The following is a 19,163-nucleotide window of genomic DNA, read 5'->3' as shown; positions in this document are numbered from 1 at the left end:
CACCCCGCCGAAAGGGGCTGCTCAAAAGCGTTTTCATTAGGTACGATGGTGCGATCCGTGCCCCGCCCCGGGGCACCGGGACGGGCTCCTTAACCCGCATGTCGAGCCCCGGTTGGCCCCCCGTTGCTACAGCCCCAGGATGCTGGTGGCCACCAGGAAGTAGATGACCAGCCCCGCGGCATCGACGAATGTGGAGATGAACGGGTTGGAGAAGACCGCCGGATCCGCGCGCACGGCCTTGCCCAGCAACGGCATCAACCCACCGATGCTCGCGGCCATGGTGCACACCCCCAGCAGCGTGAGTCCGATGACCAGGCCAAGGGGGATGGTGAATGCCAGCGCCGCGATCGCGAAGCCAAGGGTCCCCAGCAGCAGCCCAAGCAGCGCGCCCACCCGAACCTCGCGGGCGAACACCTTGAACACGTCCCGCGGCCGCACGTCCCCCAGCGCCAGGGCGCGGGTGATCGTGGTCGCGGCCTGGTTGCCGGTGTTCCCGCCGGTCCCGATGAGCAGCGGGATGAACAGCGAGAGCACCACCTGCGCCTCCAGCGTCGCCTCGAAGGCGCCGATGACCTTGACCGTCAGGGTGGCACCGAGGGCCAGGACCAGCAACCACACCACGCGGGCCCGCACGATCGAGCGCACCGGGGTTGCCAGGTAGGGGCGGCGCAGCGGCTCGGTGCCGCCGGACCGGGCAGCGTCCTCGCTTTCGGCCTCCTCAAGAATGCGTAGCGCGTCGTCCACCGTCAGGATCCCCACGAGGCGTTCCTCGTCGTCCACGACCGGCAGCACCAGGACCTTCGCGTCGGCGCAGTACCTGGCGGCCTCCTCGGCACCGAGCGATGCAGTCACGGAAATCGGCGTCTTCATGATCTCCTCGATCCGTGCCCCGGGCTCGGCACGCAGCACGTCGCGCAGCGACACGACGCCCACCAAGCGGCGGCCCGCATCGGTGACGGGGATGGTGTAGACGCTCTCGGCGTCATCGAGCCGGCCACGCACCCTGGCCAGGGTCTCCCCCGCGCTGTTCCCCGGACGGGTGGTCACGAATTCCGGGCTCATGCAGCGTCCCACCGCACCCTGCGGGTAGCCCAGCACCGTGCCGGTCAGCGCACGTTCCTTCTCGTTCAGGCCCAGGATGAGCCGGTTCGCGACGGCTGCCGGCAGCTCGTCGACCAGTGCCACGCGGTCATCGGGGCTGAGCGCGGCGAAGACCTCGGCAACGTCTTGTTCCTGTAGGCCGGCGACCAGGTCGGCCTGCAGCGAGGCATCGAGGCGCTCGAAGACCTCCAGGGCGCGGCCCTTGGGAAGCGTGCGGTAGGCAAGCGCCCGCTCAATGGTGCCCAGGCGCTCGATCTGCTCAAGGGTTTCGCTGGTTCCCAGGGGAAGGAACACCCGTGATGTCGCGGCGATGTCGCCTTCGGCCAGGGCCGTGGCCAGGTGCTCCGAGTTGGTCTCGAACGAGCTGGTGGGGGTCTTGATCATTCTCCGGTTCCCTCCGGTGAAAACACACGCATGCATCGCACCGGTTGGTCCCGGCGGCGTGTGTCGGCAGTGGGTGTTGTGGGCTTGGGCTGTGAGTTTCACAGCGGCCGCGCAGCACCTGCTGCGTCCTGGAAGCCATCCCCCCATGGACGTGGAGCCATGACCCGAAATGCGGGCCGGTTCCCGGCTCGGTGTTTGCTACCGGGCGGGGAAGGGGAGGGTCATGGCTGGGTGGTGGGGGATTCCGGGGCACAGAGGTGTCGCTCGCGCGGCGTGCTAGATCGACTAGGTCCGTCTTCCATGCGTGCGGTCACCTCCATCCGTGTTGGGGCCGGGATTTCCCCGGGCAGGCACCGCCGTTGCGCGTGGCCGCTCCGGGTCCGGGCGTCCTTCCCATGGTAGGCCACGGTCCCGAGGAAGGGCCAATGCGCAGCAGTGTCCCGCCGCGCGGGACCTCAGCCCCGAGGCGTGGCGCGGGTGGGAACCCAGTACCGCCGGGTGGGTCCGTCGGAGGCCTCGATGACGTTCTCCAGCTCTCCCCCGTTGGCCTCTATGGTGCGGGCCGATCCGGTGTTGTCGTCACGGCAGGTGACCAGTGCCGATTCGATGTTGTGCTGCGCCAACTGTGCCAGCGAGAGGCGCAGGATCCTGGTGGCGTGGCCGCGCCTGCGGTGCCCCGGGCGAACGGCATAGCCGATGTGCCCGCCGACGGCGAGCAGGTTCTCATTGAGTTCGAACCTGATGCAGGTCCGGCCCACCAGCGTGCCCTCGGAGAAGGCGCCCCAGAGCGCGGAGCGGACCCATCCCGGGGGCAGGCCCAGGCCTTCTTCGTGGGCCGCCAGCTGCTCGAGGTAGGAATCGAATCCCCGGCGGGCCGAATACCCCAGCAGGAAGTCGAAGTCGTCGGCGTCCAGCTCGGCGCGCGCGTCCAGGGCGGCTTCGGCATCGGCGGCGGTGAAGGGTCGGATCTCAAGCATGCTTCGAAGGCTACCAGTCGGAAACCTTCCCTCCTGCATCGGAAGCACGAACGGCCCGGCGCCTGCGCTGCCCCGAAAAATCCGGGACAGCGGCAGGTACCGGGCCGTTGTTGTGGGACTACGCCCCTAGCACTCGATCACGTTCACGGCCAGGCCGCCCATGGCGGTTTCCTTGTACTTGTCGCTCATGTCCTTGCCGGTTTCCCGCATGGTGATGATGACTTCGTCCAGGGTGACGTGGTGCTGGCCGTCGCCCATCAGCGCCATCTTGGCGGCATTGATGGCCTTGGAAGCGGCGATGGCGTTGCGTTCGATGCACGGGATCTGCACCAGGCCGCCGATCGGGTCGCAGGTCAGTCCAAGGTTGTGCTCCATGGCGATTTCCGCTGCGTTTTCCACCTGGTCAACGGTGCCGCCCAGGATCTCGGCCAGGCCGCCGGCTGCCATCGAGGAGGCCGAACCGACCTCGCCCTGGCAACCGACCTCCGCGCCGGAGATCGAGGCCTGCTCCTTGTAGAGCACGCCGATGGCCGCTGCGGTGAGCATGAAGCGGACGATCACGTCCTCGCGCTCTTCCTGGTTCCAGTACTGGGCACCGGGTGCATAGTGGGTCGCGTAGAACATCACCGCGGGGATGATGCCGGCAGCACCGTTGGTCGGGGCCGTGACGACCCGGCCGCCGGACGCGTTTTCCTCGTTGACGGCCAGCGCCACCAGGTTGACCCATTCCTGCCAGTACACCGGATCGCGGTCCTTGTCTTCCTTGGCCAGGCGCTTGTGCCATTCGGGGGCGCGGCGGCGAACCTTGAGCCCGCCGGGCAGCACGCCCTCGCGTTCCAGCGCGGAGTCCTTGCAATCCTCCATGACCTGCCAAATGTGCAACAGGCCTTCCCGGATTTCTTCCTTGGAGCGGTAGACCTCTTCGTTGGCGGCCATGACACCGGCAATGGACAGACCCGACGTGGCGCAGTGTTCCAACAGCTTTGCGGCGGTGGTGAAGGGGTAGGGTTGCGCGTTGAGCGCGCCCTCGAGGTTGGCTGCGAGCTTTTCCTCGGCACCCTCGCGCACGATGAAGCCGCCGCCCACCGAATAGTAGGTATCCTCGGCCAGGATGTTGCCCTCGGCATCCAAGGCCGCCATCTTCAGGCCGTTGGTGTGCCGGGGCAGGACCGTGAGCGGGTGCTGGATCATGTCCTCGACCTTGTAGTCGATTTCCTTGCCCCCGCCCAGCGCCTTGCACAATTGCAGTTTGCCGGTCGCCGCCATATCGTCGAGGCGCTCATCGACCTCGGACGGCAGGATGGCCTCGGGCTCGTAGCCTTCCAGTCCCAGCATGATCGCCGTGAAGGTTCCGTGGCCGCGGCCGGTGGCGGCCAGCGAACCGTAGACGTCGACCCGCAACGATGCGGTCTGCACGAGGATTTCCTCGCGCACCAGCTTCGCGGCAAACGCGTGCGCGGCGCGCATGGGTCCCACCGTGTGTGATGACGATGGCCCAATGCCAACGGTGAAAAGATCAAAAACACTGATAGCCATTGAACAAACTTCCTTCGTATATGCCGCTGTGGTGGTTCTCGATGATGGATGCTGCAAGCAGCAGGCGTGTGATGCGCGCCACGGCAGGAGATGCAAAAACCGCGAGCCCGGGACCGCTCTGGTCCCGGGCTCGCGATATCTTGCAAGGAGTCCGGGACTAGACCAGTTTGGCCAGATCCGGGTACAGCGGGTGGGCGTTGGCCAGGGCGTGCACGCGGTCCAACAGGTCCGCGAGCGTTGCCTCGTTGTTCTCCTGGGTGCCGGCGATGAGGGTCTCGGCGATGATGTCCGCGACCTCCACGAAGGCGGCCTCGGAGAAGCCGCGGGTGGCCAGCGCCGGGGTGCCGATGCGCAAACCGCTGGTGACCATCGGCGGACGCGGGTCAAAGGGGACCGCGTTGCGGTTCACCGTGATCTCCACCTTCGCCAACAGGTCCTCGCCCTGCTGCCCGTCCAGCTGGGAGTTTCGCAGGTCCACCAGGACCAGGTGCACGTCGGTGCCGCCGGTGAGCACGGAAATGCCCGCCGCCGCGACATCCGGTGCGGTGAGGCGCTCGGCCAGGATCTTCGCACCGGCCAGGGTGCGTTCCTGGCGTTCGCGGAACTCGGGCGTCGCGGCGATCTTGAACGCCACCGCCTTGCCGGCGATCACGTGCTCCAGCGGGCCGCCCTGCTGGCCCGGGAACACCGCCGAGTTGATCTTCTTGGCGATGTCCGCATCGTTGGTCAGGATGATCCCGCCGCGCGGACCGGCCAGGGTCTTGTGCGTGGTGGAGGAGACCACGTGGGCGTGCGGCACCGGGTTCGGGTGCAGACCGGCGGCGACCAGGCCGGCGAAGTGCGCCATGTCCACGAACAGGTACGCGCCGACCTTGTCCGCGATCTCCCGGAACCGCTCGAAGTCCAGCTGCCGCGGGTAGGCGGACCAGCCGGCGACGATCATCTTCGGCTTATGCTCCAGGGCCAGGGCCTCGACCTTGTCCATGTCCACCACCAGGGTGTCCTCCTCAACGCCGTAGGGGACGATGTTGTAGAGGCGGCCGGAGAAGTTGATCTTCATGCCGTGGGTCAGGTGCCCGCCGTGGGCCAAGTTCAGGCCCATGATGGTGTCGCCCGGACGGATCAGCGCGTGCATCACCGAGGCGTTGGCCTGCGCCCCGGAGTGCGGCTGCACGTTGGCGAACTCGGCACCGAAGAGCGCCTTGACGCGCTCCAGGGCCAGGGTCTCCACCACGTCGACCTCCTCGCAGCCGCCGTAGTAGCGCTTGCCCGGGTAGCCCTCGGCGTACTTGTTGGTCAGCACCGAGCCCTGGGCCTGCATCACGGCCAGGGCCGTGTGGTTCTCCGAGGCGATCATCTCCAGCCCGCGCTGCTGGCGCGCCAGCTCCGCGTCGATCCGCTCCGCGATCTCCGGATCCAGGGTGGCAATGCTTTGCGTCAGCGACGCAGGTGCAAGGGATTCGAACACTGCGGTCACGCTACGTCGCCGCCGTTTGCGGAGGCGTAGTCTGCTGCCGAGAGCAGCGGGCCCTCCTCGGAGACCTCGACGGTGAACAGCCAGCCGGCGCCGTACGGGTCTTCGTTCAGGATGGCCGGGTTGTCGATGGCATCCTGGTTGACCTCGACGATGGTGCCGGTGACCGGTGCGTACAGGTCGGAGACGGACTTGGTCGACTCGACCTCGCCGCAGGTCTCGCCGGCGGTGACAGTGTCGCCGACCTCGGGCAGGTCAACATATACGACATCGCCCAGTGCGTCCGCGGCAACCTGGGTGATGCCGACCTTGGTCGGGGTCGCGGAGTCGACCCATTCGTGCTCGGCCGAGTAACGAAGGGATGCGAGAACCTTGCTCATGGGGGTGTTTCCTCTCAAAGAATGTGGGTAAAGAAGTTAAGCCGGTTGAACGGTGGCGGGGCTCGTCGCGCCCGCCACCGACAACGTTACTTGGCTCGGGTGTAGAACGGCAGTGTGACGACTTCGAATGCCTCGGGCTTGCCACGCAGGTCAACATCGACCTTCGTGCCGACCTCGGCGAACTCCGGGGCCACGTAGGCCAGGGCCACCGGGTAGCCCAGGGTCGGCGACGGCTGGCCCGAGGTGACGGCGCCGACCTGCACGCCGTCCACGGACACCGGGTAGCCGCCGCGACCGGCGCGACGTCCCAGGCCCTTCAGGCCCACCAGGACCTTCTTGGCGCCTTCGGCCTTGATGGCCTCCAGTGCCTTGCGGCCCACGAAGTCCTCTTCCTTCTTGAAGGAAACGATCGGGCCAAGGTTGGCCTCGAACGGGTTGCCCTCAAGGGAAAGCTCGTTGCCGTACAGCGGCATGCCGGCTTCCAGGCGCAGTGAGTCGCGGCAGGCCAGACCCGCGGGGATCAGCCCGTGGTCGGTGCCGGCGGCCATCAATGCGTCCCAGAGTTCGGCCGCCTGCGCGTTCGGCACGTACAGCTCGAAGCCGTCTTCACCGGTGTAGCCGGTGCGTGCCAGCAGCACGTCGATGCCGGCAACGGTGACCTCGTCGGCAGCGTAGTAGCTCATGTCCGAGACCACTGACTTGGCTGCCTCGTCGACCAGTTCGTGCAGGATGGCCACGGCATTCGGGCCCTGCACGGCGACCAGCGAGGTCTCGGCGGACGCGTCGGTGACAACCACGTCGAAGCCCTTGGCACGCTCGGCCAGGGCAGCGGCAACCACCGGGGCGTTGCCCGCGTTGGGCACCACGAGGAACTTTTCCTCGCCGCGACGGTAGGTGATCAGGTCATCGATGATTCCGCCTGTTTCGTTGCAGATCACCGAGTACTTGGCCTTGCCGACCTTCATCACCGCCATGTTCCCGGCCAGCGCGGTGTTCAGGAACGTCGCCGCCTCGGGTCCCTCGACCCAGACCTCGCCCATGTGGGAGAGGTCAAACAGGCCGGCGGTGGCGCGCACCGCATTGTGCTCGGCCAATTCCGAACCGTACTTCAACGGCATGTCCCAGCCACCAAAGTCGGTGAAGGATGCGCCTAGTTCCGCATGCTGTGCATGCAGGGAGGTTTTCTTCGGGTCGCTCATCAAGCTACCTTTCGTGAGGCTCAAAAATGAGTGTCGGAATTAGTTTTCGAAGGCTTCCGGCGGGGGGCAGGAGCAGATCAGGTTGCGGTCGCCACCTGCTCCGTCGATGCGTCCCACGGCCGGGAAGTACTTGTCCATGCGCAGGGCATGCACCGGGAAGGCTGCCTGCTCAACGGTGTACTTGCGGTTCCAGGCGGTGTTGACCACGGCGGCCACGGTGTGCGGGGCGTTGCGCAGCGGGGATTCCTCGAGGGAGAAGTCGCCGGCGAGCACCTGCTGCATCTCGGCGTGGATCGCGATCATGGCCTCGATGAAGCGTTCGATCTCGACCAGGTCCTCGGACTCGGTCGGCTCCACCATCAGGGTGCCGGCGACCGGGAAGGACAGGGTCGGGGCGTGGAAGCCGAAGTCAATCAGGCGCTTGGCCACGTCCTCGGCGGTGACGCCGGTCTTGTTGGTCAGCTCGCGCAGGTCCAGGATGCACTCGTGTGCGACCAGGCCCTTGTTGCCGGTGAACAGGATCGGGAAGTACTCGTTCAAGCGGCTGGCAATGTAGTTCGCCGAGAGAATTGCGATCTTGGTGGCGTCGGTCAGGCCTTCGCCGCCCATCATCGCGATGTAGGCCCAAGAGATCGGCAGCACGCCGGCGGAGCCGAACATGGTGGCAACCACGGGGATGCCGTCGCGGATCGAGTAGGTGTCCGACGGGTCGCCCGGCAGGAACGGGATCAGGTGCTCGGCAACGCCGATCGGGCCCACGCCCGGTCCGCCGCCGCCGTGCGGGATGCAGAAGGTCTTGTGCAGGTTCAGGTGCGACACGTCGCCGCCGAACTTGCCCGGCTGGGCGAGGCCGACCAGGGCGTTCATGTTGGCCCCGTCGATGTAGACCTGGCCGCCGGCCGCGTGGACCTTGTCGCAGACCTCGCGCACGTCGGCGTCGTAGACGCCGTGCGTGGACGGGTAGGTGATCATGATGGCAGCAAGGGTGTCCTTGTTGGCTTCGATCTTCGCGTCCAGGTCGGCTGCGTCGATGGTGCCGTTGGCTGCGGTCTTCACCACAATGACCTTCATGCCGGCCAGCACGGCGGAGGCGGCGTTGGTGCCGTGCGCGGAGGCCGGGATCAGGCAGACGGTGCGCTGGTCATCGCCGTTGGACAGGTGGTAGCCGCGGATGGCCAGCAGGCCCGCGTATTCGCCCTGCGAACCGGCGTTGGGCTGGATGGAGACGCCCGCGTAGCCGGTGATGGTGGTCAAGCGGCCTTCGAGGTCGGTGATCAGCTCGCGCCAGCCCTCGGTCTGGTGTGCCGGGGCGTACGGGTGGATGGAAGCGAATTCCGGCCAGGAAATGGATTCCATTTCGGCGGTGGAGTTCAGCTTCATGGTGCACGATCCCAGCGGGATCATGGTGCGGTCCAGGGCCAGGTCGCGGTCCGAGAGCTTGCGCAGGTAGCGCAGCATCTGGGTTTCGGACTTGATGGTGTTGAAGATCGGGTGGCTCAGGTAGTCGCTGGTGCGCTGCAACGATGCCGCCAGCTCGTAGCCCTCTGCCTTGAAGTCCTCACCCGTCACGCCGAAGACACCGGCGATGGCCGCAACGTGTGCCGAAGTGGTGGCTTCGTCGGTGGAGATGCCCACGGTGGTGGCATCCACGCGGCGCAGGTTGATGCCGGCTTCCTCGGCCTTGGCGATAATGGCGGCCGAGTCGGCGACCTTCACCTGCACGGTGTCGAAGAAGGAGTCGGCAACCAGTTCCAGGCCGGCACCGGAGAGCACGGTGGCGATGGTGCGGGCGTGGTTGTGGACGCGCTGGGCGATGCGCTTGAGGCCAGCGGGGCCGTGATAGACCGCGTACATCGAGGCCGTGATGGCCAGCAGCGCCTGGGCGGTGCAGATGTTGGAGGTGGCCTTCTCGCGGCGGATGTGCTGCTCGCGGGTCTGCAGTGCCAGACGGTAGGCCGGAAACCCGGCGTCGTCCTTGGACACGCCGACCAGGCGGCCGGGCAGCTGGCGTTCCAGGCCGGTGCGCACTGCCAGGTATGCGGCGTGCGGGCCACCGAAGAACAGCGGGACGCCGAAGCGCTGGGTGTTGCCCACGGCGATGTCGGCACCCTGTTCGCCCGGGGCGGTAATCATGGTCAGTGCCAGGATGTCGGCGGCGATGGTGACCATCGCGCCGCGCTCCTTGGCAGCGGCGATGACGGCGGTGTGGTCAACCACGGCGCCGTTGTTGCCCGGCTGCTGCAGCACGATGCCGGAGATGTCACCCTCGGGCAGGCCCTTGGACAGGTCCGCGATCTCGACCTCGAAGCCCAGGGCTTCGGCGCGGCCCTGAACCACGGCGATGGTCTGCGGGAAGAGGTTGGCATCGAGCACGGTCTTGGCGTTGCCCTTTGCCTTGTTGCCACGGCGCATCAGCAGCACGGACTCGGCGACGGCGGAGGCTTCGTCAAGCATCGAGGCGTTGGCGATAGGCATCGCGGTCAGGTCCATGACCATGGTCTGGAAGTTGATGAGCGCCTCGAGGCGACCCTGGGAGATTTCCGGCTGGTACGGGGTGTAGGCCGTGTACCAGGCCGGGTCTTCGAGCACGTTGCGCAGGATCACCGGCGGCGTGAAGGTGTCGGAGAAACCCTGCCCGATCATCTGGGTCTTCATGACGTTCTTGTTTGCCAGCACGCGCAGGTCCGAAAGGACCTCTGCTTCGGTGCGTGGGGCCGGCAGGTCCAGGGGTTCGCTCTGGCGGATGTCGGCGGGAACGGCGGTGTCGACGATTTCGTCGATGGAAGAATAACCAAGCTGGCTCAGCATGGTGTCGATGTCGCTGCCCTGCGGGCCAATATGGCGGGCGACGAACTCAGCGGACGGGGTCACGGTCATGGGGAACTCCATTGGGTCATCGGCGTGCGTACACACCGAACGAGCTGCAAAGTTCCTCCCCGACCCTGTTGCTTGACCTGAGAGTTTCCGCGTTGCGCCGGTCCGTGAGGGCGGGGCACGCTTGCACCTTCGGTGAGCCGCACCGCCGAACGGCGGTGTTGCTACTTTCCAGAGTTGCCTCTTCGCGGCGGTACGGGGGCCTGAGAGTTTCCCGGGGAGGAATTGCTCCTACGGCGCCCGACCAACTTTCGTTGAACGGGACTCTCCCGCCGCATGTCAGTGGCTGCGCCCCCTTCGAGGCACGATCACCATCCTACCGGCGATGCGTGAGCCAGACAACACGGACATGCCTGGATGAAGCAACACGTCTTTTACGCGGGCCACTCCTGCGCGAGGGCACACATTGCACCCCGGGCGAACCCTGGCCCGGCAGGTCCCGATCCTGGAGACACCTAGAGATTGACGAAGACGAAACCGACAAGTTGCCCACATCGACAAGGGCATGCGAGAGCACCGGGTATCGCATGCTGAGGGCAAGGACCCCGGCCATCGGGAACAGCCCGCGCGCCAAGTCCGATAATCCACACCCATGCCGGATGCCTAGCGCTGCGTCGAAACCACACCCACCGCCGCCCCGCACCGGCTGTCGACGAAATCACGACGGCAATCAGCCCCCAGTAAACAACTGCCACCCACAGCCGCGCCACCCGGGCGTTCATGTCCATGACAACGCGCGCGGCCAAATGCGCGGCAGCGATGATGAACAGCGGGCTTGCCAGCAGCACAAACCCCCGCGCTCGCGTACTTGCCCACCATCCCGACCATCCGACGGACGCGGTTTCCGATCACGCCTTCCAGTCCCCACTCTCAGCCATGCCTCCAACCCTTCGCCCCCGGGCGCATGGTCGTCAAGATTTTCCCAACTCAGCAAGATATTTCCCGCTACGTCCACGGCCTACACCCGGGTGTCGCAAACATTTTTCAACCGATTCATCCTGAAATACTTGACACTTCAACCATTGGGGCCTATCGTATTACTTGAAGGTTCAATAAACAGGATTTGAGGATCACATGAAGAACTTCCTCGCTCGACTCTTTGGAAAGAAGAACGACATGAACATCGACATCACCATCATCGGCACCGGCAACATGGGTCGCGCACTTGCTACCCGCTCGATCGCCGCCGGCAAGAGCCTGCAAGTCCTGGCCCGCTCCACCGAGACCGCAGCCACCTTTGCCGCCGAGCTCGGTACCGGAATCGCCAGCGGGAATACCGCCGAAGTCCCGGCGGGCCGCATCGTCGTTTTGGCCCTGCCCTTCGACGCCGCCAAGGAATACGTCGCCGCCCAGGGTTCGGCCCTGGACTCCAAGATCCTGGTCGACATCACCAACCCGGTGGACTTCGCAACCTTTGACTCGCTGACCACCCCTGCAGGAAGCTCGGCCGCCGAGGAAATCTCCGCCTTGACCTCCGCCACCGTCGTGAAGGCCTTCAACACCACCTTCGCCGGTCCGCTGACTTCCGGCTCCGCCGACGGCAAGCCGCTTGATGTCTTCGTTGCCGGCGAGGAATCCGCCCGCGGCGAGGTCGCGGCATTCGTCACCGCCGCCGGCATGCGCCCGTTGGAGGTCGGTGGCCTGCACCACGCCCGCGAGCTCGAGGGCTTCCAGCTGCTGGTCATGGCCATGCAGGTCAATCCGGCGCTGCCCGACTTCAACTGGGGAACCGCGCTGACGATCGTGGGCTAAGACCCCCGCCTGCCCAATCCGGGACATTCGAGGGGACGGAACCGCCACCGGCGGTTCCGTCCCCTCGTGCGTTGCCTCGGTTGCAGGTGTTCGGGCCTAGACGATTCCCGAGACGCCTAGCCACGAACCGATGGCGAACGTGACGGCGAGCGCCGCGGCCCCTCCGATCAGCACCCGCAGGGTGGGCCGCAGCACCGAGGCCCCGCCCAGCCGCGCACCCGTCGCCCCGGTCACCGCAAGCGCCAGCAGCACCGCCGCAAACGTCACCGGAATCCTCAGGCCCACGGGCAGGATTACCGCCGTGGCGAAGGGCAATGCCGCACCCACCGTGAACGCGATGGCCGAGGCGATTGCGGCATTCCACGGGTTGAGCACCTCGTCCTCGTCCAGCTGCAGCTCGACATCGAGGTGTGCCTTGAGCACGTCGTGCTCGGTCAGTTCCCGGGCAACCTGCTGGGCCGTTGCGCGACTTAGCCCCTTGGCTTCGTAGAGACCGGCGAGTTCAGCCAGTTCTTCCTCGGGCATCTCGGCCAGTTCCCGGCGCTCCTTTTCAATGAGCGCCTTCTGCGAGTCCGCCGAGCTGGATACCGAGACGTACTCTCCCAACGCCATGGAAATGGCGCCGCCGATCGCAGCGGCGGCACCGGCAGCCACCACCGGACCCGTGGCCGTGGTGGCACCGGCGACGCCGACCACGACCGCTGCCACCGAGACGATTCCATCATTGGCGCCGAGCACCCCGGCCCGCAGCCAATTCAGCCTTTCGGCCAGGCCCTGGTCGTGGGGTTCGCCCTCATGCTGCATCTCCTGCTGGTCCATGGACACCAGCAAAGCACCAGACCGCCGCATTCGCCAGCGGCCGTTCCTCGCATTCGGCGGGACGGGCAGGTCCTACGGCGCTGACGCCACCTCCAGGGAGACCAAGTCGGGGAAGCGGGGGCGCAGCGAATCGCCCGAGGAAGTCCCGGTGAGCCGGCGCTTGACCCATGGTGCCAGGTATTCCCTGGCCCAGACGGCATCCTCGCGCAGCCTTTCGATGCGGGACTTGGCAGTCGGTGCCGAGAGCTCGGGCACCTCGATGTGGGCCTCGTGTTCCAGCACGCCCAGCACCTTCGCCGCCATCAGCGTGTGTCCGGCTGTGTTCATGTGCAAGCGGTCGGTGGACCAGTAGCGCCAGTCCCGGAATTCACGCCAACGCCAGTAGTCGGCAATCACGGCACCGAATTCATCTGCGATCTCGCGGACGGCCTCGTTGTAGATGGCGGTACGGCCGCGGGTCTTTTCGAAGATGGCCGAACCGCTGGAATCAAAACCGGTGAAGAGCACCACCGCGGCACCGGTGGCGGCCAGTTGCGCCACCGCATCCCGGTAGGCGACCATCAGCGAGTCGATGTCCACCGCCGGGCGCAGGATGTCGTTCCCGCCCATGTACAAGGTGACAAGCGTGGGCTTGAGTGCGAGCGCGGCAGGCAACTGCTCGGCGACGACCTGGCCGACCTTCTTGCCGCGGATGGCCAGATTCGCATACCCCCACTGCGGGTCGGCACAGAGCTGTTCGGCCACGCGGTCGGCCCAACCGCGCACCTGGTGGGGCCGCAGCGGATCGACATCCCCCATGCCCTCGGTGAAGGAGTCGCCCAATGCCACAAATCGTTTCGAAAATTCCACGGTTTCAGCCTAGCGGCACGCGCCGACCGTCTTCGGCCCGTGCCGCGTGTCCTCGCTTCACGGGGTTGCACCGAGCCCCGGCACAGCGGGCGCTTAGCTTGGAGGGGCACGGTGGAATGCATGAAGACCAGACAACGCCATCCGGCACCCCACACCACCAACAGGCGGCAGTCAGCCCGCCCGTTTTCCCCACCGGACGGCTTCGTCCAAGCCATGCCCGTTGCCGGAACACCGGAAGGCGGCCATTCGGCCTCGGAATCCCGTGAGGAAGAGGTCCGGTTTCATTTCGTGGCCACCCGGCAGCCGATCGATCCGGCACAGATCCCGTGGCTTGATGAAATCAGCGGCAGCCACGACGTGAACGAGGCATCCTCCGGGATCATCTAGGAGGAGAGCAGCACCTGGCGCGACAACACACTGAGTTGACCGCCGCGCGAGCCGGTGCCATTGGCCTCGGCACGCGCCGGGACGTAGCCCAACGCCAGCCCGTAGGCCGGGTCCGCATAGCCCAGCGACGCGTTCGCCCCGTCGTGTCCGAAGGCCCTGGCGGAACCGAAGTCGTTGTTCGGGTGCGCCTTCATGAACCCGATGCCGAAGGCCCCGGGCATCCCATTGGCCCGGGACAGCCCGTACACCCGGTCCTGGCTCACCGCGGCAATGGTTTCGGCGGTGAGGAACGGGGCGTGTTCGTCCCCGGATTCGTCCACGAACCCCGTGGTGGCCGCGGCATAGAGCCTGGCCAGGCCGCGGGCGTTGCCCACCCCGCCGAGAGCGGCCAGGCCGGCCTCGCGGATGGTTCGTTCGTTCGGCACATCGATGATGTCGAAGCTCGGCCCCTTGGGTCCGTCGAAGCCGCCGGTCGAGTTCAGCGCGAGTCCAAACGCCGAGAAGGGGTCGATGAACGGCGCCGGTTCAAGGGCATTGTCCTTGAGCACCGGGCGGAAGCGCGGCTCAAGCTCCTCGGGCAGACCCAGGTAGAAGTCAATGTCGTGCGGGGCACGAATGCGGCGTTCGAAGATGTCCTGCAGGGACTCCTGCGCGCAGCGCCGGGCAAGTTCCTCCATGAAGACGCCCATGGTCAGCGCATGGTAGGAATGGATCCCGGGTGCGTTCCACAGCGGTGCGGCGGCGGCCATGATGCCGGCTGCCAGCCGGGAGTCAACCAGTTCCTCCTGGGTGAAGCCGCCTTCAACGCCTGGCAGGCCGGCCTGGTGGCTCAGCAGCTGGGCCACGGTGATGCCCGCCTTGCCTGCCGCAGCAAACTCCGGCCAGTACACGGCCACCGGGGCTTCGAGGTCCAACAGTCCTTGCTGCACCAGCAGCGAGATGACCAGCGCGCCGGCGCCCTTGGAGCAGGAGAAAACCCCGGTCATCGTCTCGCGCGTGCAGTCCTGCCCCACGCTGGCGTCAAGCACCAGGTTTCCGGCCTGGTAGATGGCCAGTTGCGCGGAATATCCCGGGTCGGCGGCGGCGAAGGAGCCCAGCAGGTCCGCCACGGGGGCGAAGCGCTGGTCAATGACGTTGATCGTGTTCGTCTGCGTAGTCACCCGCACCACATTACCCATTACCGGGAGGTTTCCCGTTGCGGACCGTGACAATGGTGTACTCAGCTGGCCGGAGTTTCCTGCCGGTAACGCAGCAGCCAGCGTTCATCGACCTGCTGCCAGAACGATGAACAGAGGATCACTTGGTCCCCTGCCAACAGACGGTACGCCAGCTGCACCTTGTGCTGGCCCCACGGAGTGGCGGCAAGCACCTGAAGGGCACCGCCGGCCGGCAGCGCATGACCGCCGGTGAGCGCGGCGATAATGGTGGAGCGGTCCGTCAGCGAACCGTCACGGCTGATCTCCTGGAACTCCGGGTGCAGGAACGCCATGACCTCGTCCAGGTCACCTCGCACCGCAGGTGAGAGCAATTCGCTTTCCAGCTCGAAGACCATCTGCAGTTCCGCAGCGCTGCTGGCCGAGGGATCGGTGGCTCGCGGGGCGGACGGTTCGGGCACCGGGGCCACGGGCGCGGACTCTGCGGGTTCCGTGGGTTCCGTGGCAGCCAAGCTGTCCGGCGTCGCCACGGGCGCCGACACGGCGCCAAGGTCCTCCAGAACCAGCACACCGGGTGCCTCGGGTGACGCGGGCTCGGCGGGGTCGGCATTTTCCCCGGCGCCCGGCGCCCCCTCAAGCCCCGGTCCGGCATTGGGTTCACGACCCGACTGGTAGGCGGTCGCCGCGTCGCGCGCCCGCACATCGGCGGCCTCGTTGAGCTCGTGGCCGGCATGGCCCTTGACCCACTCGAAGGTGTACTTGCGGCCCTTGATGGCGGCGTCGATCTCCTGGAGCAGGTCCAGGTTCAGCACCGGCTTGCCGTCTGACTTCTTCCAGCCCTTTTTCTTCCAGCCCGGCATCCACTTGGTCACCGAGTTGATCACGTACTGCGAGTCGCACAGGATGTGCAAGTCCTCGTCGGGCAGGTGGGCGGTGGAGCGGAAGAGGTCCAGGACCGCCATGAGCTCGCCCATGTTGTTGGTGCCGTGCGCCCAGCCGCCGGCACGCCAATGGTCGTCGTCGATGTACCAGGCCCATCCTGCGGGTCCTGGGTTTCCGAGGGCTGATCCGTCTGCGGCTGCGGTGATCGTCATGGTTTCAATCCTGCCACGAGCCCACCGACGCTTTCACATCGGCCCGCTTCGGCGGGCATCGACGCGACTATGGCCATGTCAGCCGGGGCGTCGTAGGCTGGGGCGACAAGGATGGGCCCGGGCACCGCGGCACCATGCACCACCGCCAGCGACGACCGAAGTGCAGCCGCCCGCGCCGGGGATTGACCGGCACGGGGGCATTCCGTCCGTCGCCGGGTCGCCAGGGTCCCGTCCGCCACGCGAAAACTGCGGAAGGTATTGCTGCCCATGTCTGAAAACAAGGCCGTCGCCTACAAGTCGCCCGGTGTCGTCGAGGTCATCGACACCCCGTATCCCACCTTTGAGCTGCAGGCCGGCCCCGGGGTGAACGCCGCCAACGTGGGCCGCAAGGTCCCGCACGGGGTCATCTTGCGCACCGTGGCCACCAACATCTGCGGCTCGGACCAGCACATGGTCCGCGGCCGCACGACCGCTCCCCCGGGCTTGGTCCTGGGGCACGAAATCACCGGCGAGGTCATCGAGACCGGCCCGGACGTGGAATTCATCAAGGTCGGCGACATCGTCTCGGTCCCCTTTAACATCTCCTGCGGACGCTGCCGCAACTGCAAGGAGACCAAGACCGGGATCTGCCTGAACGTGAATCCGGATCGGCCCGGATCGGCCTACGGCTACGTGGACATGGGCGGCTGGGTCGGCGGCCAGGCCGAATACGTGCTGGTCCCCTACGCCGACTGGAACCTGCTCAAGTTCCCGGACCGGGACCAGGCGCTGGAGAAGATCATGGACCTGACCATGCTCTCCGACATCCTGCCCACCGGCTTCCACGGCGCGGTCACCGCCGGGGTCACCGTCGGCTCCACCGTCTACGTCGCCGGCGCCGGGCCCGTCGGGCTCGCCGCCGCCGCGTCCGCCCAGCTGCTGGGGGCCGCGGTGGTCATCGTGGGCGACATGAACGAGGACCGCCTGGCCCAGGCCCGCTCCTTCGGTTGCGAGGGCATCAACGTCGGCGCCGGGGACCCGGCAGACCAGATCGAACAGCTGCTCGGGGTGCGCGAGGTGGATTGCGGCATCGATGCCGTGGGCTTCGAGGCCCGCGGGCACGGACACGGCGCCGAGGCGCGCGAGGCCCCGGCAACGGTGCTGAACTCGCTCATGGACCTCACCGTCGCCGGAGGCTCCCTGGGCATCCCCGGGCTCTACGTCACCGGCGACCCCGGAGCCGTCGACGACGCGGCGAAAAAGGGAAGCCTCTCCCTTTCCCTGGGCACCGGCTGGGCCAAGTCCCTGTCCCTCGCCATGGGCCAGTGCCCGGTGATGAAGTACAACCGGCAGCTGATGATGGCCATCCTGCACGATCGGATCCACATCGCCAAGGCCGTCAACGCCCAGGCGATCTCCCTCGCCGACGCCCCGCGCGGCTACGCCGAATTCGATGCCGGCGCCGCCACCAAGTACGTCCTGGACCCCAACGGCTACCTCTCCAACTAGACCGCCGCGGACGCCGGCGGGCTTCCGGGACCGCCGGCGGCCGCCCGCACCGTCATCGCCTCACCCGAAGCCTATGCGGGCGGCATCGCCACACACTGAAGCACCCCGTCCCATTGAACGGGGCGCTTCACTGTGTGGGTTAGTTCCGCTCGGCCACGAACTCATCCGATGCCCCGGCCGGAGCCGAGGCAGAGACGGGCGCCGCAGTGGTTCCTAGGAGCCCGGAGAGCATTCCGGCGATATCGATCTCGGTGCTGCCCTTGATCATGGCAAGCCCCTCGGCGACAATGCGATTGGCCTGCTTGACCGCATCCGAGGCGCCGTCCGAACTGATCACCGTGTAGTTGTCGATGCCAGACACGGCATCCGAGCTGGCCTTGACGATTTCCGGCAATGCGCTGATTGCAAGGAACGCCAGTGACGCCTGCGTGTGGCCGGTCAGGGCCACGGCCTTCGCATCTTCGGCCTTGGCGGTTGCCTCACCAATGGCGGCGATGGAAGCACCTTCGGCTTCGCCGCGCACGCGCACGGCGTCGGCTTCCGCCCGGGCCTTTAGCTCGATGGCCGAGGCCTCGCCCTGGGCCTGGAACACCTCGGCGTTCTTGGAGGCCTCGGCTTCAACCGTCTTTGCCGCGGCGCGTGCCTCGGCGTCGGCGATGGACGCCTTCTTGGAGCCTTCCGCCTCAATGGCCTTCGAGTTGGCGCGCGCGGTGGCACTGAAGACGTCCGCGTCGCGCTTGGCTTCTGCGTCAGTACGCATCTTGTAGGCCTGGGCGTCGGCCGGCTTGTGCACTTCGATATCCAGGCGCTCCTGCTCCACCAGGGCCTGCTCGGTCAATGCCTTGCGCTCGAGGGCGGCAACCGTGACGTCCTGCTCGGCCTTGGCAATCCCCTTGGCGGCATCGGCGATAGCTTCGGCGCGGTCCTGCTCGGCCTTAAACTCGGACTTCTTAATCGCGAGGTCACGCATCAGGGCGGCGGTGGCGCCTTCCTGCTCAATGCGTGCGGCTTCCGATTCTTGGAAGGCCTTGGAGGTGGCCACACGTGCTTCACGCTTGGCCCGTTCGAGGCCCGGCTTTCCGACTTCCTCCAGGTAGTCGATGGTCGTCGGCATGTTGTCCGGGCCGATCACCGTGCGCGAGGGGGTGCTGACCGAGGAGATGTTGAAGGCGTCGATCTGGATGCCCTGTTCCGCGAACTGGGTGACCGCCGATTCCAGGGACTGGTCCTGGAATTCCTTGCGGTTGTTGTTGGCGTCTTCCACCGACATCGCCGAAACGATGCCGCGGAGCACTCCCTCGGCAGACTTGGTCACCGAAGCGTTCAGGTCTTCCTTGGAGTGTGTCAGGAAACGCTGGACGGCCTTGCTCATGCCCTCCACCGAGTCGTCAAACTTGAAGTTCAGGCTGGCCGTCACCGAGGTGGTGATGAAGTTCTTGTCAACACCTTCCACGGCAAGTTCCACCTGGCGCTGTTCCAGGGACATCACAAACTTCTGGTGGATGATCGGCAGGAAGAGCACAATGCCCTTGGTGAAGATCTGGACTTGGCCCTTGGCGCCCTTACCGGCACGGATCACTGCCTGGTTGGGTGCGACAGTGACTAATCGTGTGGTGGCGTACCAGACGAGTGCAACAAGTACGGCGAGGATGGCGACGATGGCGACGACGGTTCCATTTGCGGCAAAACCCATGG

The 19,163-nt window shown here is 66.4% G+C and carries 15 protein-coding genes and 1 riboswitch; of the genes, 3 read left to right on the top strand and 12 right to left on the bottom strand.

Translation table 11 applies throughout. From position 1 onward, the window contains the following. Positions 1 to 126 precede the first annotated feature (126 nt). From mgtE to gcvP, 7 genes are all read right to left on the bottom strand, one after another. The gene (gene mgtE / locus Q2T94_RS12715; protein ID WP_302264780.1) at positions 127 to 1,485 is read right to left on the bottom strand and encodes a magnesium transporter; all 1,359 of its coding nucleotides are present in this window, start codon (positions 1,483 to 1,485) and stop codon (positions 127 to 129) included. A 455-nt stretch (positions 1,486 to 1,940) separates the two neighbouring features. Continuing rightward, on the bottom strand, positions 1,941 to 2,462 hold the full coding sequence (locus Q2T94_RS12710; RefSeq protein ID WP_264270013.1) for a GNAT family N-acetyltransferase: 522 nt from the start codon (positions 2,460 to 2,462) through the stop codon (positions 1,941 to 1,943). Between the two features lie 126 nt (positions 2,463 to 2,588). Then, on the bottom strand, positions 2,589 to 3,998 hold the full coding sequence (locus Q2T94_RS12705; protein WP_264270014.1) for an L-serine ammonia-lyase: 1,410 nt from the start codon (positions 3,996 to 3,998) through the stop codon (positions 2,589 to 2,591). A 157-nt stretch (positions 3,999 to 4,155) separates the two neighbouring features. Beyond that, positions 4,156 to 5,475, bottom strand: coding sequence for a serine hydroxymethyltransferase (glyA, locus tag Q2T94_RS12700; RefSeq protein ID WP_302264778.1), 1,320 nt, complete (start codon positions 5,473 to 5,475; stop codon positions 4,156 to 4,158). Then, positions 5,472 to 5,852 carry a glycine cleavage system protein GcvH gene (gcvH, locus tag Q2T94_RS12695; protein ID WP_264270015.1) on the bottom strand — a complete coding sequence of 127 codons (381 nt, stop codon included), beginning with the start codon at positions 5,850 to 5,852 and terminating at the stop codon, positions 5,472 to 5,474. Before gcvH ends, glyA begins: the two co-directional genes overlap by 4 nt. Positions 5,853 to 5,938: 86 nt before the next feature. Continuing rightward, positions 5,939 to 7,051, bottom strand: coding sequence for a glycine cleavage system aminomethyltransferase GcvT (gene gcvT, locus Q2T94_RS12690; RefSeq protein WP_302264776.1), 1,113 nt, complete (start codon positions 7,049 to 7,051; stop codon positions 5,939 to 5,941). Between the two features lie 39 nt (positions 7,052 to 7,090). After that, positions 7,091 to 9,928: an aminomethyl-transferring glycine dehydrogenase gene (gene gcvP / locus Q2T94_RS12685; protein WP_302264774.1), complete on the bottom strand. Its 2,838-nt coding sequence runs from the start codon at positions 9,926 to 9,928 to the stop codon at positions 7,091 to 7,093. A 178-nt stretch (positions 9,929 to 10,106) separates the two neighbouring features. Continuing rightward, positions 10,107 to 10,207: riboswitch (glycine riboswitch) on the bottom strand. Between the two features lie 792 nt (positions 10,208 to 10,999). Here gcvP and Q2T94_RS12680 point away from each other — a divergent pair. Beyond that, complete coding sequence (locus tag Q2T94_RS12680) at positions 11,000 to 11,677, top strand: NADPH-dependent F420 reductase (RefSeq protein ID WP_302264773.1); 678 nt, start codon at positions 11,000 to 11,002, stop codon at positions 11,675 to 11,677. Positions 11,678 to 11,773: 96 nt separating this feature from the next. Here Q2T94_RS12680 and Q2T94_RS12675 read toward each other — a convergent pair whose 3' ends face one another. Both Q2T94_RS12675 and Q2T94_RS12670 read right to left on the bottom strand, forming a co-directional pair. After that, on the bottom strand, positions 11,774 to 12,496 hold the full coding sequence (locus tag Q2T94_RS12675) for a VIT1/CCC1 transporter family protein (protein WP_302264772.1): 723 nt from the start codon (positions 12,494 to 12,496) through the stop codon (positions 11,774 to 11,776). A 72-nt stretch (positions 12,497 to 12,568) separates the two neighbouring features. Further along, a complete protein-coding gene (locus Q2T94_RS12670) occupies positions 12,569 to 13,345 on the bottom strand; it encodes an SGNH/GDSL hydrolase family protein (RefSeq protein ID WP_302264770.1) in 777 nt (258 codons plus the stop codon). A 120-nt stretch (positions 13,346 to 13,465) separates the two neighbouring features. Between Q2T94_RS12670 and Q2T94_RS12665 the strand changes: the two genes are divergently transcribed. Next, positions 13,466 to 13,732 (top strand): hypothetical protein, encoded by a 267-nt coding sequence (locus Q2T94_RS12665; RefSeq protein ID WP_302264769.1) that lies wholly within the window; start codon positions 13,466 to 13,468, stop codon positions 13,730 to 13,732. Here the strand turns inward: Q2T94_RS12665 and Q2T94_RS12660 are convergent. Together Q2T94_RS12660 and Q2T94_RS12655 are read right to left on the bottom strand one after the other, a co-directional pair. Next, the gene (locus Q2T94_RS12660; protein ID WP_302264767.1) at positions 13,729 to 14,892 is read right to left on the bottom strand and encodes a serine hydrolase domain-containing protein; all 1,164 of its coding nucleotides are present in this window, start codon (positions 14,890 to 14,892) and stop codon (positions 13,729 to 13,731) included. The genes Q2T94_RS12665 and Q2T94_RS12660 overlap by 4 nt on opposite strands. Positions 14,893 to 14,951: 59 nt before the next feature. Next, a complete protein-coding gene (locus Q2T94_RS12655; RefSeq protein WP_302264765.1) occupies positions 14,952 to 15,980 on the bottom strand; it encodes an RNase H family protein in 1,029 nt (342 codons plus the stop codon). 267 nt (positions 15,981 to 16,247) lie between these two features. On the opposite strand from Q2T94_RS12655, the gene fdhA reads away from it, so the two are divergent. Beyond that, positions 16,248 to 17,468: a formaldehyde dehydrogenase, glutathione-independent gene (gene fdhA, locus Q2T94_RS12650; RefSeq protein WP_264270024.1), complete on the top strand. Its 1,221-nt coding sequence runs from the start codon at positions 16,248 to 16,250 to the stop codon at positions 17,466 to 17,468. A 139-nt stretch (positions 17,469 to 17,607) separates the two neighbouring features. On the opposite strand, the gene Q2T94_RS12645 is transcribed toward fdhA, so the two are convergent. After that, positions 17,608 to 19,161 (bottom strand): SPFH domain-containing protein, encoded by a 1,554-nt coding sequence (locus tag Q2T94_RS12645; RefSeq protein ID WP_302264762.1) that lies wholly within the window; start codon positions 19,159 to 19,161, stop codon positions 17,608 to 17,610. Between the last annotated feature and the right edge of the window lie 2 nt (positions 19,162 to 19,163).

The sequence above is a fragment of the Paeniglutamicibacter sulfureus genome (assembly GCF_030512175.1).
Classification (GTDB): domain Bacteria; phylum Actinomycetota; class Actinomycetes; order Actinomycetales; family Micrococcaceae; genus Paeniglutamicibacter; species Paeniglutamicibacter sulfureus.
The sequence above is the reverse complement of the archived record's forward strand: the minus strand, read 5'-3'. Positions and strand labels throughout refer to the sequence as shown.

What these genes read in the sequence shown, in the direction of transcription:
- Q2T94_RS12655 (WP_302264765.1), bottom strand. Translation starts at nt 15,980, where the DNA reads ATGACGATCACCGCAGCCGCAGACGGATCAGCCCTCGGAAACCCAGGA.
- fdhA (WP_264270024.1), top strand. Translation starts at nt 16,248, where the DNA reads ATGTCTGAAAACAAGGCCGTCGCCTACAAGTCGCCCGGTGTCGTCGAG.
- mgtE (WP_302264780.1), bottom strand. Translation starts at nt 1,485, where the DNA reads ATGATCAAGACCCCCACCAGCTCGTTCGAGACCAACTCGGAGCACCTG.
- gcvT (WP_302264776.1), bottom strand. Translation starts at nt 7,051, where the DNA reads ATGAGCGACCCGAAGAAAACCTCCCTGCATGCACAGCATGCGGAACTA.
- Q2T94_RS12680 (WP_302264773.1), top strand. Translation starts at nt 11,000, where the DNA reads ATGAAGAACTTCCTCGCTCGACTCTTTGGAAAGAAGAACGACATGAAC.
- gcvH (WP_264270015.1), bottom strand. Translation starts at nt 5,852, where the DNA reads ATGAGCAAGGTTCTCGCATCCCTTCGTTACTCGGCCGAGCACGAATGG.
- Q2T94_RS12665 (WP_302264769.1), top strand. Translation starts at nt 13,466, where the DNA reads ATGAAGACCAGACAACGCCATCCGGCACCCCACACCACCAACAGGCGG.
- Q2T94_RS12705 (WP_264270014.1), bottom strand. Translation starts at nt 3,998, where the DNA reads ATGGCTATCAGTGTTTTTGATCTTTTCACCGTTGGCATTGGGCCATCG.
- Q2T94_RS12645 (WP_302264762.1), bottom strand. Translation starts at nt 19,161, where the DNA reads ATGGGTTTTGCCGCAAATGGAACCGTCGTCGCCATCGTCGCCATCCTC.
- gcvP (WP_302264774.1), bottom strand. Translation starts at nt 9,928, where the DNA reads ATGACCGTGACCCCGTCCGCTGAGTTCGTCGCCCGCCATATTGGCCCG.
- Q2T94_RS12675 (WP_302264772.1), bottom strand. Translation starts at nt 12,496, where the DNA reads ATGGACCAGCAGGAGATGCAGCATGAGGGCGAACCCCACGACCAGGGC.
- Q2T94_RS12710 (WP_264270013.1), bottom strand. Translation starts at nt 2,462, where the DNA reads ATGCTTGAGATCCGACCCTTCACCGCCGCCGATGCCGAAGCCGCCCTG.